The sequence below is a fragment of the Bacillus sp. JJ1122 genome (assembly GCF_036964885.1).
Classification (GTDB): domain Bacteria; phylum Bacillota; class Bacilli; order Bacillales; family Cytobacillaceae; genus Mesobacillus.
Window position 1 is genome coordinate 73,099 of the sequence record NZ_JBALQL010000014.1, and the last position, 14,421, is coordinate 87,519.

A 14,421-nucleotide genomic window follows, 5' to 3' on the forward strand; every position below is an offset into this window, starting at 1 on the left:
TACACCTCTACAATCTTAAAAATTATGATGACAAGAGAGCAGGGAAGTAGGATGGATTCCCGCTTCCCCTTTCTTTTTTCATCTTGATTCTTTTGCTTTATTCTTGAACAGATCGATATGATCCAATGCCTTGCCTGTCCCAATTGCGACACAATCAAGAGGATCTTCGGCAATAAGTACCGGCATTTTTGTTTCTTCGCTGATTACCTTATCGAGATTGCGCAGCAAAGCGCCTCCTCCAGTAAGGACGATTCCTCGGTCCATAATGTCTGAAGCAAGTTCAGGCGGGGTCTTTTCAAGTGTTAACTTAACGGCGTCGACAATTGCATATACTGTGTCATGAAGTGCTTTCGCAATTTCAACAGCAGTGATTTCAATTGTCTTAGGAAGACCTGTCAGTAGGTCGCGTCCGCGGATTTCCATGTTTTCGATGCCTTCTGCGTCACCAGCTGAACCAACTTCCATTTTGATTGTTTCTGCTGTTCTTTCACCGATCATCAGGTTGTACGTCTTGCGGATATAATTGATGATTGCGTCATCCATCTCATCGCCAGCGATACGAACCGATTGGGATGTCACGATACCGCCAAGTGAAATGATTGCCACTTCAGTCGTTCCGCCCCCGATATCTACAACCATGCTTCCAGTAGGCTCCCAAACTGGAAGGTTTGCCCCGATTGCTGCTGCAAACGGTTCCTCAATCGTAAAAGCATCCCTTGCCCCAGCCTGGCGTGTCGCATCAATGACCGCACGTTCTTCAACAGCCGTGATTCCCGATGGCACGCAAACCATGACATATGGCTTACCTGCAAAAAAGCCTTTATTCTTGGTAGCCATTTTAATATAATACTTCATCATCGTTGCCGTTGTTTCATAATCAGCAATTACTCCGTCCTTCATAGGTCTTAAGGCTACAACATTCCCCGGTGTACGGCCGATCATATTTTTAGCGTCGTTACCTACTGCTACGATATTCTTAGTATCAGTTTGAAGTGCCACAACGGATGGCTCTCTCAGGACAATTCCTTTTCCTTTTACATAAACGAGTGTATTAGCGGTCCCTAAGTCAATCCCTAGGTCTCTAGTTCCAATTCCAAACATGGTTGTATCTCCCCTTCTGAACATAAATGCAATAAAAGAACAGGCAATCTATTTACAAAGTAAGATGATTGTTTTTTTAGCAGATTTTTTGACAAAAAATTTAATTGTGTCCGCAAAAATCATAAATTATATTATATCTCAACGTCAATCAAAATCCTAGTATCATACATACCCTTTTTCCTTTAAACTAACATATTTATTTTCCCCAATGATTAAATGGTCTAGCAATTCAATTCCGACAATTTTTCCCGATTCCGTCAGCCGCTTCGTTACCTCAATATCCTCCCTGCTAGGAGTAGGATCTCCTGAAGGATGATTATGGACACAGATGACGGAGGCAGCAGACCTGCGGACAGCTTCCTTGAATACCTCGCGCGGATGCACGATCGAGGCATTCAGGCTACCAATGAAAATCGTCTGTCTGTGAATGACCTGATTTTTTGTATTTAAATAAAGACATACAAAATGCTCTTGAGTCAGGAAGCGCATATCGTTCATCAAGTATTTTGCGCCGTCTTCAGGCGAGCGGATGACATAGCGTTCATCAAGAGTATGGTTTGCGATCCGCCTGCCAATTTCAACAGCAGCAAGGACATGGATCGCTTTCGCTTGTCCAATCCCTTTTATTTGCGTCAATTCTTCAAGAGTAGCATCTTTTAACAGACGAAGGCCCTCAAACTGGGAAAGCATGCGGTTTGCAAGCTGCAGGACTGATTCTTCTCTTGACCCTGTTCCGAGCAGCAGGGCAAGCAATTCATGATTCGACAGGCTCTGGGGACCGTTTTGGACAAACCGTTCCCTTGGCCGTTCGTTTTGCGGATAATCTCTGATCATTAATGAATTTGATGACAATTGGTCTTCCTCCCAGTCAATAAATTATGACGAGGGAAGTGTAGAAGAAGTTTCTGTGGCATTCTTTTTAATAAGGAAGGATGTAACCGATCTTTTGAAGCTCCCGGATCAATCTTGATACTGGCAGCCCCATAACAGTGTAATAGTCACCATTGATTTCTTTGACAAGCATGCTTCCAAAACCCTGTATTCCATAGCCGCCTGCTTTATCAAATGGTTCACCGCTCTTTATATAAGTGTCAATTTCTTCATCTGACAAATCCCAGAACGTCACATCTGTTTTTTCATAAAAACGTATTTCCTTCTCTGGAGATATAATGGATACCCCCGTGTAAACTGAATGGGTATTTCCAGACAGCTTCCTGAGCATTTGAAAGGCTTCCTGTTCACTTCCAGGCTTGCCGAGGATCTCAGCTTCATGTACAACAACTGTATCCGAACCTATAACGAAACAATCCGGGTTGTTTGCAGCCACAACAGCTGACTTTCGTGATCCCAACTCCATTACTGCATCCGCAGGGCTTAATTCCTCACTAAAACTTTCATCAGCATCGCTGCTCGAGATTTCAAATTTCAAGCGGAGGTTTTCTAGAAGTTCTTTTCGCCGTGGAGAAGAAGAGGCTAAAATGAGGCGTTGCATATAATCACCTTTCTTTTTTATTTGCATCTAAGGGAGATACAAACTAATCGTAACAAACTTCCACACTGCAAACAATCTCTAGTATAGACTCTTTTCGTAAACTTTGTGGCTTTTTTGAATAATAATTTTTCTCAAAATCGATCTTTTTTAAATAAACTGCTTAAATGAACCCCTTCTATCGCCAAACTTGCGAAATTAATTAGGTATGAATTCAGAAAAAACGGCATAAAATTAGAGCTTTCAGCCAAATGCCGAAAGCTCTGTTAATTTGCACAATTTCCCGGAAAATATTCTGCTATAAGAATTCTGCATATTAAATGAAGTTGATTATTTAACAATGGATGAGTAGGCGGAGAGGAATGCCAGCAAATTCGTTTGCATTTCATCCAGCTGTTTTCCGTCTTTTGATTTTTGATAATCCGCAAATGATTTGCTTGCTCTTTCAATGCTGGCTTTAACCTTTAATATATTTTTATCCTTAACAGTCTTGTCTGGAATCTCACTTAACATGACTTGATACTCAACCATTTTTTTCTGGGTTTCTGGCGTCGCTGCATGTCCGCTTGATAGAATAGAATAAATCTCAGGGGCTTTCTCCAGTAATTTTGCTTCTTCTGCTGTTACATTGTCAGCCATGCCTCCTGGTATTTCAACTGGCTTGGCAAACACCTCTACCCCTTTTGACTTAAGGGTGTTACTAATTTCTTTAGCATCCTCAATGCTGCCTGCCGTCCCTAAGTAAATAGCGAACTGTCCATTGACCGGAAAGATTTCAGCCGATATTCCTTGTCCTGCCAATAGATTCCCGCGTTCCTTTGCTGCGTCCTCAGTAGTAAAAATTCCATTTTGCACAACAAAAGCAGGTATGCTAGTTAGTTTTGCAGAAACACTTCCTGCAACTTTACCCTCATCTGTTTTTTCCGGAGCAGGATTTACCTTTGAGATCTCAGGTACAGCTGGATCAGTATCAGCTGTCACAAATTTTAAAATGGTGACACCAAAAACCGTTCCAAGCAATACAGCGAAAAAGGTCGTAATAAAGATGGTGGAATAAAGACGATTCTTGCGTGAATTTTTCGGATTCCAAACTGAAATTCCGATATTTTTCTTTTGCTTCTTAGGCTGTTTTGGCGCAATCTTGTATTCCTTCACAACCTCCTCCTCAATAGGGTCTGGCAAAATCCAATCAAAGCTATCATCAGCTGATTCCTGAGAAGCTGCCGTTTCATTCAGTGCATCATCGCTAACACTTGGGACAAATTGGTTCTCGTCCACTTCTTTTATAGAATTTTTTTCCTCTTTCAGCGGTCGATCCTTGCCATTGATCTTGATCGTTATCGTCCTACCTTGCTTGTCCAATGCTCGTACCTCCTCCTTGCCCGTTCCTATTTTGCTTCATCCTATCATACAGGCAAAAAAAAATAACAAGACTTTTGTCGTCTTGTTATAGAATGCTTTCGTCAATTTTTTTATGGGTTTATTGTTCGTTGCTACCATTTCCTGTTGAAAATTCATCAGTCTCCATAATCTCTTCACTTTCAGCCTGTTGGTCTGATGTAACATTATCATCAGAATAATCGCCGAAGTTCGGGAATGGATTTCGTTTATTGGCTGGTTCAGGGGTTTCCACCTTAGGGTTATATTCCTTTAGATCAACCAGCCCTGGTAGATAAAAGATATTTACCGTAAGGGTCATCTCAAGCTTTTCTTGCTCATCTGACAAGGACATCATTTCCTCTGGTCCCCTAAATGCTATTGATTCTACCATTACAATTCTTTTTAAATTTTCCAGAGTATCGATGAATTTTTCCAAATCAAAATAATTATCAGCATTAACAACGATCGTCGCTGTTGTTTTTGCTAACCCCTCAGGCATATTTAATGATTCTTTCTGATCCTCATTTTTGGTGGTTCCGGGACCTTCCTGATTTGCCGATTGTACAGCTTTTGATGTACCTTCTTCTTGATTTGCGTCAATTTGAACAGTTAAGTCGCTTGACTCACCTTCTGTGAAATCAATTGATTCGATATAACTATTTGAAACAACCTCCGCCTTTTCAAGATCCAGAACAAACTGCTCAATCATAGGATCTACCGGAAGCAATGTTTGCATTTCCGCTGTACTGCTGAAATCACTGTCCTTTGCGGAAGCAAGACGGGCTGCCAGTGCTTCACCTAGCTGCTGTTCAGATTTCAACTGGCTTTCCTTCAACGATAGGCTAGTTTTAAGAGGATTCAAATAGAATAGAAAGGCTCCGAAATATAGTAACACTGCCAGCAAGGATGAAATTATTAGAATAATAATATGTTTTTTTTCCAGTCGGAGGTTCATGACTCATTTCCTCCTTCTAAAGCTGACTCACTGTTATGTTTAAAATATTGCGGTTTGAAAATGATCTTGTATTCAGCACTATACCTAGGAAGAATTTGTTCTTTTACATTATTAATTACAGTTCCAGATTCGCCTGCTACTTTCTCCTCTTCTATTGTTACAGCCTTAATGTTCAATAGTGTTGCTTCCTGAACCCATTCAGATTGTTTCAATGAGCTTAAATAAAAGGCTGTGTCTCTAGTAGCATCAAATTGAATCGTGATTAGGATTGAATCGGAATTGCTATATTCAAAGTTTTGGATAAATCCGCGCTCCGGAAGCAATGAAATGATATTTTGCATTAATGGCACAGTTTCAACAGGGTATTGTTCAGCCCATTTTAGAGCTGTCTGAAGTATTACTGCCGCATTGCCTGCTTCGACATCTGTCATTTTTGCCTGCTGTGCATCGTTCAACTTTTGAAGGGACTCGATTTGCTTTTCAATAGATACCATTTTGCTGTTATACCTGTTTCCCTGTATGTAAATGATCGATGAACTTACTGTGATAAATAATATAATTAAAATGGCAATAATAAGCTGTGAAGACTTTTTATGCTCTTTCTTAGGTAAAAGGTTAATCTCTACCAGCATCATTACACCTCTTTTAATCCTAGCCCGAGTGCCAGATTGAAGGCCCTTGGCAATTCTACAGCATCGGAATTCTGTATCTTGATTTTTATTGTATCAACAGGAATTCCAAACCTTTCTTTCATATCACTTAATACTCTATCGAGCATAGGATGATCGCCATTTACTAAAATGCGCGAAACCTCATTTTCCCCCTGGGTCAACGAATATCGATAAAAGTCCATGAGCTTAGCAATGTCTCGATAAATTTCTTCGAGTTGGAACGTCAATTCAGCAATTTCACCTTCATAAACTAGCTCCTGGCTCGTTTGATTGTCCCTGCCCCTCTTAACCTTCCAGCTCTCCTTAAGATCACCCGGAATGTGGCGCATGAAAACCGGAATCTGTTCCTCAAAGACGCACATACTTACCACATCAAGATCAAACTGGACAGTCAACAGGACCTCATTCCTAACGGCCATGTCACTTTGGTGAAAAAGACGATAAATCGCTAGCGGTGAAATATCTGCAGCTACCGGTTTAAGCTTCACGAATTTAAACAGGTCCGCGTACTCTGTAACATATTTTTCAGGAGCCGCAAAAACCAGGATTTCCTGTTTTTGATTTTCAACACCGAGGGAAATGGTATCAAATACTGGATCCTCAAAAGGCAAGTGAATGGTTGAGCCAAGTTCTAAATACAAATAACCATGGATTTCATCTTCCTTTACATCAGCAGGGATTGAAACCTTTCTGATGATGACAAGCGAATCAGGTACGGTAAACCGGATCTCCCTTTTTGCTATTTTCCATTCAGCAATACATTCATCCAGAATATTCACCAATGTGTCGAAGTCTTGAATTTTACCGTCCGTGATGATACCAGAAGGCAATAAACGCTGGCCATAATGATGTGGAATAACCGGGTTCTTCTGCTTTAGCTCAACGTACCGAATCGAATGGTCATTTAGCACAAGATTCATGAATTTGCTTCTGCCAGAAAAAAAAGAAAATGCCATTTTGAGAAACTCCTTTAAATATGACTGTTTTCGCATGGTAGATTGGTAGCAACATAACTCCGAAAAAAGCTATTATTATAATCCAATTATAAAAAAATTAAGATACCATTCTACGATTTTGCTGCCAAAAAAATAGGCAGTCAAAGTACCGATGGCAATGAATGGACCAAACGGTATGGCCTGCTTCTTTTTTACGAAGCCAAGCAACATGGCAATGATACCAAAAAAAGCGCCATAAAAGGTGGCAAAAAAGAAGGATAGCAGCATGGTCTTGGATCCGACAACAAAGCCAATCAAAGCGAAAAGCTTTACGTCACCACCACCCATGCCTCCCTTGCTAATGAGTGCAATCATTAAGAGGAGAAAAAAACCTGCAGCCGCGCCGGCGATAGAATCCCACCACGGCGAAAGCGGGGAAAAAAAACGCTCTACCGCAAAAATCCCTGCAAAAACAAGCAACACCTTATCTGGAATGAGCATATATGCAACATCAGATACAGTAATGATGATGAATAAAGATACCAGCGTAAGTGCGATGAGCAATTCAGCACCCCACCCAAGCAAGAGGTAAGAAGCAGCAAACAGAACACCAGTCAAAAGCTCAAATAAAGGATAAACGGGCGAAATGCCGACATTGCATTGTCGGCACTTCCCCCTCTGGATTAAATATGAAAATACCGGGATCAATTCTAGCGCCTTTAATTGGTGTCCGCAGTTTGGACAGGAAGAGCGAGGTGCTACGATTGATTTTCCTTCTGGAACTCTTAGGCCTACTACGTTGTAGAAAGAGCCCAGGAGAAGGCCGTAAATTAATAAAATGTATGTTACCATTATTAATAAGCCAATAGTTCCTTTTCAGAAGCTGCTGTGTCCTTAGTTGATTTATCAATACCATCAACAAGTGCTACTGATTCATGAACTGTTAAACTATATGAATATTTACCAGATGCCTCTGTTACTGTCACTTTATAACTAGGATCGTCTATACTATCAAGGTATGCACCTAATTCAGTATTTGTTAGCACCGTTCCAGACGCAGGTGTCTTAGAGGAAACATAAAGTTTAGCTGCATTAACTATTTGGATTCCTTCTGCAACCTTTGCATCATCTTTAGCATTATTAATAAGGCCACCAATACTCGGTATCGCAATCGCTGAAATAATCCCCAAAATAACAACAACAGCCAAAAGTTCAATCAGTGTCAAACCTCTCTGATCCTTCAATTTCTTCTTAATAGCTCTAAACATTTCTACCTCTCCTTTTAGTTATTTTTTCCCATGACTAACGAATTATGTAACTACAATTATTATAATTGATAGAATAAAAAAATCATATAAATTATGTGTTAGTAATTGTCGTTTTTAGCAATAATTAATTAACATGGTTAAATATGTCGAACATTGGAACCATGATGGATGTGACGATGGTTCCGACTAAACTTGCGAGAATGACAATCATGATCGGTTCTATCAATGATTTTAATTGGTCGGTACTTGTTTCTACTTCTTTTTCATAGAAATCGGCTACTTTGCCAAGCATGGCATCGAGCGACCCTGTTTCTTCTCCAATGGAGATCATTTGTGTGACCAGCGGAGGAAATGCCCAGTGCTTGCGCATAGGTCCTGTCATAGATTGTCCAATTTCAAGCGAATCTCGGGATTCTCGAACGACTCTGCCAACCACTTCATTCTCAACAACATTTTCAACTATAGAAAGTGCCTGAAGAATTGGCACCGAACTAGAAAAGAGTGAGCTAAGGGTACGAGTCATTCTCGCAAGAACCGCCTTTTGCAGCAACTTGCCGAAAATCGGCATTCTTAACATTGCATAATCAAGATAATATTTTGTCTGTTTATTCTTCTTCATTGCTGTTATAGAAGCTACGATACCTATCATGAAAAACAAAATAAGCCACCAGAAGTTCTGCATGAACCCACTGGCTCCAAGGACAAATTTAGTAATCGCGGGCAGTTCCCCTCCAAAATCCTCGAACATGTCGACAAAGGTAGGAACAATATACACTAATAAAAAGATAACAACTGCTATTGCAATAAATCCAATGACTAAAGGATAACTCAAAGCAGCAATTACCTTTTGACGTGTGTTATGCTGCTTTTCATAATGGTCTGCTAGACGTTCTAATGTATCATCCATATTACCGCCCGCTTCACCAGCCTTGACCATATTAATATACATCGGCGAAAAAATCTTGCTATGCTTTGCCGTCGCCTGTGATAACTGTACCCCTTCTCGTAAATCAGATTCGATATCCAACAGTGCTTTCCTTAAAGCTTTGCTATCGGTTTGCTGAGAAAGAATCTTTGTAGACTCTACGACTGACACGCCAGCCTTTAATAGAGTGGCAAACTGCCGCAAGTAGATGACTAAATGCTGCAGTTTAACAGGATTTCCAATCGTTATATCTTTTGTCAGCCAGGTTTCAGGAACTTCATTAATTTCAGTAGTCCTGATTCCTTCCTCACGAAGCTTTTCCAACGCTTCCCGCTTTGAACCAGCCGTGATCGTTCCTGAGCATTTTTTCGTCCGGTCCCGTCCGGAATATTTAAAGCGTGCCATATTACACCAACTTCTCCTGTAAATATGGTTCAGCAATTTCCTTAGAGATGATTCCCTGCTGAACAAGCTCCTTGATGTTCATTTCCAATGTATGCATGCCATAAATCCTGGAGGTTTGCATGATGCTGATAATTTGATGGATTTTTTCATTCCGGATTAAATTCGCCACAGCAGCATTATTGATAAGAATCTCGGTAGCACTTCTGCGTCCTTTTTTATCCGCTGTAGGGAAAAGACGCTGGGAGATGACTGAGACTAAAACAGAGGCAAGCTGGATACGGACCTGAGCCTGTTGGCTTGGCGGAAATACATCTATTATTCTATTTATTGTGGCCGGCGCGCTTGAGGTATGTAATGTCCCTAATACCAAGTGCCCTGTTTCAGCAGCTGTTATTGCTGTCTGAATTGTATCCAAATCCCGCATTTCTCCTACTAAAATGACATCCGGATCCTGCCGGAGAGCCGCCCTTAAGCCATTAGCGAAGTTATTTGTATCAAAGCCTATTTCACGCTGGTCTATGATGCTATTCCCGTGCTTGTGCAGGTATTCAATTGGATCCTCCAATGTGACAATATGCTTCCTCATCGCTATATTCATATACTGGATCATCGATGCAAGTGTAGTCGATTTTCCGCTTCCCGTCGGTCCCGTCACTAGTACCAATCCCTGTGGCTTTTCAGAAATTTTCTTCAATATTTCCGGCAATTCGAGCTCCTCCAATGTTGGAATCCTAGTAGGAACAATTCGGATCGCAAGCGAAACACAACCTCTCTGATGATAGGCATTTACCCTGAATCTGGAGATGCCCGGAATACCATAGGAAAAATCAAGTTCACCCTTCGCCTTGAAATGTTCCCATGATTTTTCCGGAATAATCGCTCTTGCCATTCCTTCTGTTTCATCAGGTGTAATAGAGTCAGGTCCATATCTCCTAAGATCTCCGTTAATCCTCATGACGGGAGGAATGCCGACAGTAATATGTATATCAGATGCCTTAAGCTCAAAGCCAGACCGGAGCAAATGTTCAATTTTATCCCTCATTGTTTCACCTCGCTTATTCTGTTATGGCGACTCTCAAAACTTCTTCAGTTGTGGTAAGCCCCTGTTTAACCTTCAGCAAACCATCATCAATTAGAAAGATCGTCTTATTTTTTACCGCTATCTCCCTGAGGGTCGTTACTGGTTCCTCATTCATGATGGCTCTGCGTAGTTCATCGTCGACAGCCAAAACCTCATGAACAGCAATTCGGCCGCGATATCCAGTCATATTACATGAAGAGCAGCCTCTTCCTTTCCAAACAGTTTCGATATGAATTCCTCTTTTTGAGAAAATATCGATTTCTCTTTTGGTCGGCGCATGTGTGTCTGCGCAATCACGGCATACTTTTCGAACAAGACGCTGGGCAACAACACCGCTTAATGAAGATGCGACCAAAAAAGGTTCTACCCCCATTTCAATCATCCTATTAACCGAGCTGAGGGCATCATTCGTATGCATTGTGCTTAGAACAAGATGACCAGTCAATGATGCTCTTACCGCTACCTCAACTGTTTCCTTGTCGCGGATTTCACCTACCATGATTATATTCGGATCCTGACGCAAAATAGAGCGTAGTCCAGCTGCGAACGTCATGCCTACATTAGGATTAACTTGTATTTGATTTATCCCTTCGAGCTGGTATTCAACAGGATCCTCTATCGTGATGATATTTACCTCTTCACTATTAAGCTTGTTCAGTGCAGCATATAAGGTAGATGATTTCCCTGAACCGGTTGGTCCGGTAATCAACACAATCCCATTTGGCTTGGAAATCATATCTTTAAAACGGGAAAGATTGTGTTTGTTGAACCCTAGCTTTTCAATGTCATTCAGTGTACTGCCCATATCAAGGATACGCATAACGACCTTTTCGCCAAATACCGTTGGAAGTGTTGATACCCGCAGGTCAATAGGATGAAAGTCGAGATTTGCCTTAATCCTGCCATCCTGGGGAATTCGATTCTCAGTAATATCAAGGTTTGCCATGATTTTTATTCTCGCGATAAGGACGTTTTGCATATGCTTTGGCAGTACACGTTCAACCCTTAAAATGCCATCAATCCTGTATCGGATCACAACTTTCGTCTCCTGAGGATCAATGTGGATATCACTCGCCTTGCTGGCAGAAGCAATTGAAAGCAGTTGATTAACAAGCCTTATGATTGGAGAATCTGCTTCTGTCAGTTTTTCCTCCTGAATCGGATCTATAGCGGGACTGTTGATACCGATTAAATCCTCAAATCCTTCATTGCTATCATAATATTTATTGATCGCACGGATTATATCATCTTTGGTCGCTATTGCTGTTTCGATATAGAAGCCAGTCGACAGCCTGAGGTCATCAACCGTAATGAAATCCATCGGGTCAGCCATCGCCACATACAGTTTTTCTCCTTCTTTCTTTAAGGGAATGACCAGGTTACGTTTGGCTATTTCTTTAGAAATAAGAGTAAAAAGAGTCGTATCGAATGGGTACCGATATAAACTTATATGCGGAATTCCAAGCTGGAACTCAAGAACTTCAATTAATTGCTGTTCAGTAATAAGTCCCCGTTGAAGCAAGGCATCCCCAAGCTTTTGCCCTTGTGCTTTTTCAGCCAAGGTGACCTTAAGCTGCTCCTCAGAAATCATGCCTGTTTCTACTAATAAATCACCAAGCCGCTTTCTAATTTGTCTCATTTTTTATCGCTCCCGACATCAATGCTTACTTCGGCTCTTCGTTCGGCTTCCCAAATAAACCGCCATCGTCTTCATCTGCATTGTTCTCTGTTCCATTCTGGCTATCACTCGATTGCTGTCCCTCATTATCATTTTCCTTAGGTTCAGCAGGGATGTGGTCAGATGCGTTTTGCCCGGCAGGTTCTGTTTCCTCTGCTGAAGGTGCTGCTACCGTATCTGCATTTCCATCTGCTGTGGATTCTGTCGCCTGAGCTGCCGGTTTAAGTGCCATTATTTCAACTCTATGAACTGGTGGATAAAAATCTTCTGATAACAATTCAGCTTTTAGCAGCTCACCTTTTTGATTATAAGTTTCACGAAAAACCTTTACTAGAATCCCAGCACTTCCTTCTACTTCAACCGATTTTTGGCCCTGCTCAAGCAGCGGTGAATATTGCTTGATTGTCCTCGGCTCAAATTCCTGCTTGTCCGCAGTAATGATGCTGTAATTATACAAAAGCGGAATCCCTATTATCGAAACCTCCAATTCACTTGCCTTCAAATTGAATGCCATGGAATACGATGAATTGTTAGGGTTATAGACAAGTAAATCCATTTTCTTATCGAAATTAACCTTTGCCTCAAACCCAGCATGTATATTGTCAGGAAGCTGACTGCCGATATGCCTTTCAGCAATCAAAAAATTAGTAGGCATGAGTGCTTGATAAATCGCCGTAGCAATCTGGCTATATGTATAAGAAGATATATTGTTCATTTCATTTTCCTTAACGAATGCAGCAAAAGAAAATTGAGATTCAGGAGCAATCTCGATTGATGGGTAAAGTTTAGTGAATTCCTGAATTTCTTGATTTTCTTCTGAAAGTTTTATGGCAACTTTAGAAATTATTTTAACCTCTTCTTTTGGAAGATAGTTTTCTATACTAATTTCAGTTGTTTGTACAAAATTCTGTGGTGCTAATAGCAATTCTTTTTTAATACTTTCTTTATCAAGATTGCTGATGAGCGCTGTTGGAATTAGTGGCAGTTCATCAAAGACGTCTTTTTTCATGTTAACGAGCACTTTATTCTGTGCACCATTTACAGCTGTTGCAATCGATTCATCTATTAAAAAATCATATTCATCGGCAGCAATTGAAAAGGTTTGCCCTTTATAAGACAATATAATTTCTGCACTGGAGGCCCATTCGCTCCTTTTTGCTTCGAGGGCGGTCTTTGCTTCTTCCTGCGATTTACCCGAAACATCCATAGTGCCAATAAACGTTTTTTCTGAGAATACTGGATTAGCAGAGGACCTTAAACTTATTGCCGAAGCGCCAAAGTAGGTGAAGCTAAAAATAAACAGAGAATAAACAGAAATGATCAGAGATAGTTTAAATATTTTTCGCTTTTTCATTTATTATGTCCTCTCCGATTCCGATATTAGAATCCTTCTGAATAAACCAAAGTTACAATTGGCTGGTTGCATACATTTCGTGTTCGTCCACTTCATTTATCCACTTCTCGTCATTCAAGTCTTTTTGATTATCAAAGTGAATGACCGGTATATCATCAAATTCATTCAATGGTAATTTACTTCTTTCTTCTAAGAAAGAGATGTCTTCTTCCAAATCTGTTACATAATGATTGGCAAGAACTTTTGGTACTATTTCATCTGCCTGAGAGCTGATCTGACTTCTTTGATGGGATGCAAGCTCAGAGGAGGCATCACTTACAATGGAATTCTGATCCAGCTTGTCATTCACATTTAACTGTATCGGACCTTTTACTGTGCCAATACCAACAGAACGACTAACCATTATATATCCAACAGAAGACGCCAGCAATACCATAATTAACAATGCCTGCCAAGGCGGAGCAATCAAACTAAAAACCAATCCAAAAGTCCCGATAAGAAAGGATGAAACAGTAACAATTATTTTCTCTTTCCCATTTAGCCCTAAAGAAATATATTTTATCGAAACCAATGCCAAAACTGCCGATATTAACAAAAATAAAAGACTTTTCATTGTCTCACTCCATACGTTTATATGTGATTATTATAGCCCGCTAAAATTCAGCAATATATCGGACTATTAACTTATAAAATGACAATTTTCACTCTTTTATATTGTATAATAAAATTAATTGATTTAGTAGACGGAGGAATAAGGTCTTGGGAATAAAGTTGGATGAAGAAAAAGGACTTACTTTGGTGGAAGTCTTATTATCTATTGTATTGCTTGTTATTGTTTTGACCTCTTTTGCCAGTTTTTTTACCCAGTCAGCAATGTTCGTCAAAAAAAATGAAGATAAATTAAGTACAACTCAGACTGCCCAGCAGATTGTTAATCAGATAGAAGTCAGTTTGTCAAAAAATGACGTTAAAACCAGCAGTGTATGTGGGACATTACCTTGCATTGTGGAAAAGAACGAACTATCCAATCTTTTAGGCAGCCCTATTGCTAGTCCATTTAATATATCGGCAAAATTTGCTGATAGTGTAGAAGGTTTAATCAGAGTAAAGATTTCTGTAAAAGACTTAAATAATCCCGAAAGTTCATCTGAAACATTTACTTATATAAGAAGGTGAGTT

15 protein-coding genes are annotated in these 14,421 nt (G+C 40.3%); 1 reads left to right on the plus strand and 14 read right to left on the minus strand.

Annotated features, from left to right (window positions below; translation table 11 throughout):
• Positions 1 to 78 precede the first annotated feature (78 nt).
• From V7201_RS08365 to V7201_RS08430, 14 genes are all read right to left on the minus strand, one after another.
• Positions 79 to 1,101 carry a rod shape-determining protein gene (locus tag V7201_RS08365; RefSeq protein WP_335376319.1) on the minus strand — a complete coding sequence of 341 codons (1,023 nt, stop codon included), beginning with the start codon at positions 1,099 to 1,101 and terminating at the stop codon, positions 79 to 81.
• A 162-nt stretch (positions 1,102 to 1,263) separates the two neighbouring features.
• Entirely contained in the window at positions 1,264 to 1,953 is a 690-nt protein-coding gene (gene radC / locus V7201_RS08370) for a RadC family protein (RefSeq protein ID WP_335376320.1), read from the minus strand.
• 67 nt (positions 1,954 to 2,020) lie between these two features.
• A complete protein-coding gene (locus V7201_RS08375) occupies positions 2,021 to 2,593 on the minus strand; it encodes a Maf family protein (RefSeq protein ID WP_335376321.1) in 573 nt (190 codons plus the stop codon).
• A gap of 327 nt (positions 2,594 to 2,920) precedes the next feature.
• The gene (locus tag V7201_RS08380; protein ID WP_335376322.1) at positions 2,921 to 3,952 is read right to left on the minus strand and encodes an SPOR domain-containing protein; all 1,032 of its coding nucleotides are present in this window, start codon (positions 3,950 to 3,952) and stop codon (positions 2,921 to 2,923) included.
• Between the two features lie 118 nt (positions 3,953 to 4,070).
• Positions 4,071 to 4,925: a hypothetical protein gene (locus tag V7201_RS08385; RefSeq protein WP_335376323.1), complete on the minus strand. Its 855-nt coding sequence runs from the start codon at positions 4,923 to 4,925 to the stop codon at positions 4,071 to 4,073.
• The gene (locus tag V7201_RS08390; RefSeq protein ID WP_335376324.1) at positions 4,922 to 5,560 is read right to left on the minus strand and encodes a hypothetical protein; all 639 of its coding nucleotides are present in this window, start codon (positions 5,558 to 5,560) and stop codon (positions 4,922 to 4,924) included. The genes V7201_RS08385 and V7201_RS08390 overlap by 4 nt, the downstream gene beginning before the upstream one ends.
• Entirely contained in the window at positions 5,560 to 6,552 is a 993-nt protein-coding gene (pilM, locus tag V7201_RS08395) for a type IV pilus biogenesis protein PilM (RefSeq protein ID WP_335376325.1), read from the minus strand. Before pilM ends, V7201_RS08390 begins: the two co-directional genes overlap by 1 nt.
• Before the next feature lie 75 nt (positions 6,553 to 6,627).
• Positions 6,628 to 7,383, minus strand: a complete 756-nt coding sequence (locus V7201_RS08400; RefSeq protein ID WP_335376326.1) for a prepilin peptidase — start codon at positions 7,381 to 7,383, stop codon at positions 6,628 to 6,630.
• 2 nt (positions 7,384 to 7,385) lie between these two features.
• Complete coding sequence (locus tag V7201_RS08405; protein ID WP_335376327.1) at positions 7,386 to 7,799, minus strand: type II secretion system protein; 414 nt, start codon at positions 7,797 to 7,799, stop codon at positions 7,386 to 7,388.
• Between the two features lie 124 nt (positions 7,800 to 7,923).
• Positions 7,924 to 9,129, minus strand: coding sequence for a type II secretion system F family protein (locus V7201_RS08410; protein WP_335376328.1), 1,206 nt, complete (start codon positions 9,127 to 9,129; stop codon positions 7,924 to 7,926).
• Between the two features lies 1 nt (position 9,130).
• The gene (locus V7201_RS08415; RefSeq protein WP_335376329.1) at positions 9,131 to 10,171 is read right to left on the minus strand and encodes a type IV pilus twitching motility protein PilT; all 1,041 of its coding nucleotides are present in this window, start codon (positions 10,169 to 10,171) and stop codon (positions 9,131 to 9,133) included.
• Between the two features lie 13 nt (positions 10,172 to 10,184).
• Positions 10,185 to 11,849: a GspE/PulE family protein gene (locus V7201_RS08420; protein ID WP_335376330.1), complete on the minus strand. Its 1,665-nt coding sequence runs from the start codon at positions 11,847 to 11,849 to the stop codon at positions 10,185 to 10,187.
• Positions 11,850 to 11,874: 25 nt separating this feature from the next.
• Positions 11,875 to 13,242 carry a G5 domain-containing protein gene (locus V7201_RS08425; protein ID WP_335376331.1) on the minus strand — a complete coding sequence of 456 codons (1,368 nt, stop codon included), beginning with the start codon at positions 13,240 to 13,242 and terminating at the stop codon, positions 11,875 to 11,877.
• Positions 13,243 to 13,294: 52 nt separating this feature from the next.
• Positions 13,295 to 13,855, minus strand: a complete 561-nt coding sequence (locus tag V7201_RS08430; protein ID WP_335376332.1) for a hypothetical protein — start codon at positions 13,853 to 13,855, stop codon at positions 13,295 to 13,297.
• Positions 13,856 to 14,001: 146 nt separating this feature from the next.
• Here V7201_RS08430 and V7201_RS08435 point away from each other — a divergent pair, with 146 nt between their 5' ends.
• Positions 14,002 to 14,418 (plus strand): type IV pilus modification PilV family protein, encoded by a 417-nt coding sequence (locus V7201_RS08435; RefSeq protein ID WP_335376333.1) that lies wholly within the window; start codon positions 14,002 to 14,004, stop codon positions 14,416 to 14,418.
• Positions 14,419 to 14,421 lie beyond the last annotated feature (3 nt).

Excerpts from the sequence above, each read along its gene's own strand:
- V7201_RS08365 (WP_335376319.1), bottom strand. The coding sequence starts at position 1,101 with ATGTTTGGAATTGGAACTAGAGACCTAGGGATTGACTTAGGGACCGCT.
- V7201_RS08375 (WP_335376321.1), bottom strand. The coding sequence starts at position 2,593 with ATGCAACGCCTCATTTTAGCCTCTTCTTCTCCACGGCGAAAAGAACTT.
- V7201_RS08385 (WP_335376323.1), bottom strand. The coding sequence starts at position 4,925 with ATGAACCTCCGACTGGAAAAAAAACATATTATTATTCTAATAATTTCA.
- V7201_RS08390 (WP_335376324.1), bottom strand. The coding sequence starts at position 5,560 with ATGATGCTGGTAGAGATTAACCTTTTACCTAAGAAAGAGCATAAAAAG.
- pilM (WP_335376325.1), bottom strand. The coding sequence starts at position 6,552 with ATGGCATTTTCTTTTTTTTCTGGCAGAAGCAAATTCATGAATCTTGTG.
- V7201_RS08400 (WP_335376326.1), bottom strand. The coding sequence starts at position 7,383 with ATGGTAACATACATTTTATTAATTTACGGCCTTCTCCTGGGCTCTTTC.
- V7201_RS08405 (WP_335376327.1), bottom strand. The coding sequence starts at position 7,799 with ATGTTTAGAGCTATTAAGAAGAAATTGAAGGATCAGAGAGGTTTGACA.
- V7201_RS08410 (WP_335376328.1), bottom strand. The coding sequence starts at position 9,129 with ATGGCACGCTTTAAATATTCCGGACGGGACCGGACGAAAAAATGCTCA.
- V7201_RS08415 (WP_335376329.1), bottom strand. The coding sequence starts at position 10,171 with ATGAGGGATAAAATTGAACATTTGCTCCGGTCTGGCTTTGAGCTTAAG.
- V7201_RS08420 (WP_335376330.1), bottom strand. The coding sequence starts at position 11,849 with ATGAGACAAATTAGAAAGCGGCTTGGTGATTTATTAGTAGAAACAGGC.
- V7201_RS08425 (WP_335376331.1), bottom strand. The coding sequence starts at position 13,242 with ATGAAAAAGCGAAAAATATTTAAACTATCTCTGATCATTTCTGTTTAT.
- V7201_RS08430 (WP_335376332.1), bottom strand. The coding sequence starts at position 13,855 with ATGAAAAGTCTTTTATTTTTGTTAATATCGGCAGTTTTGGCATTGGTT.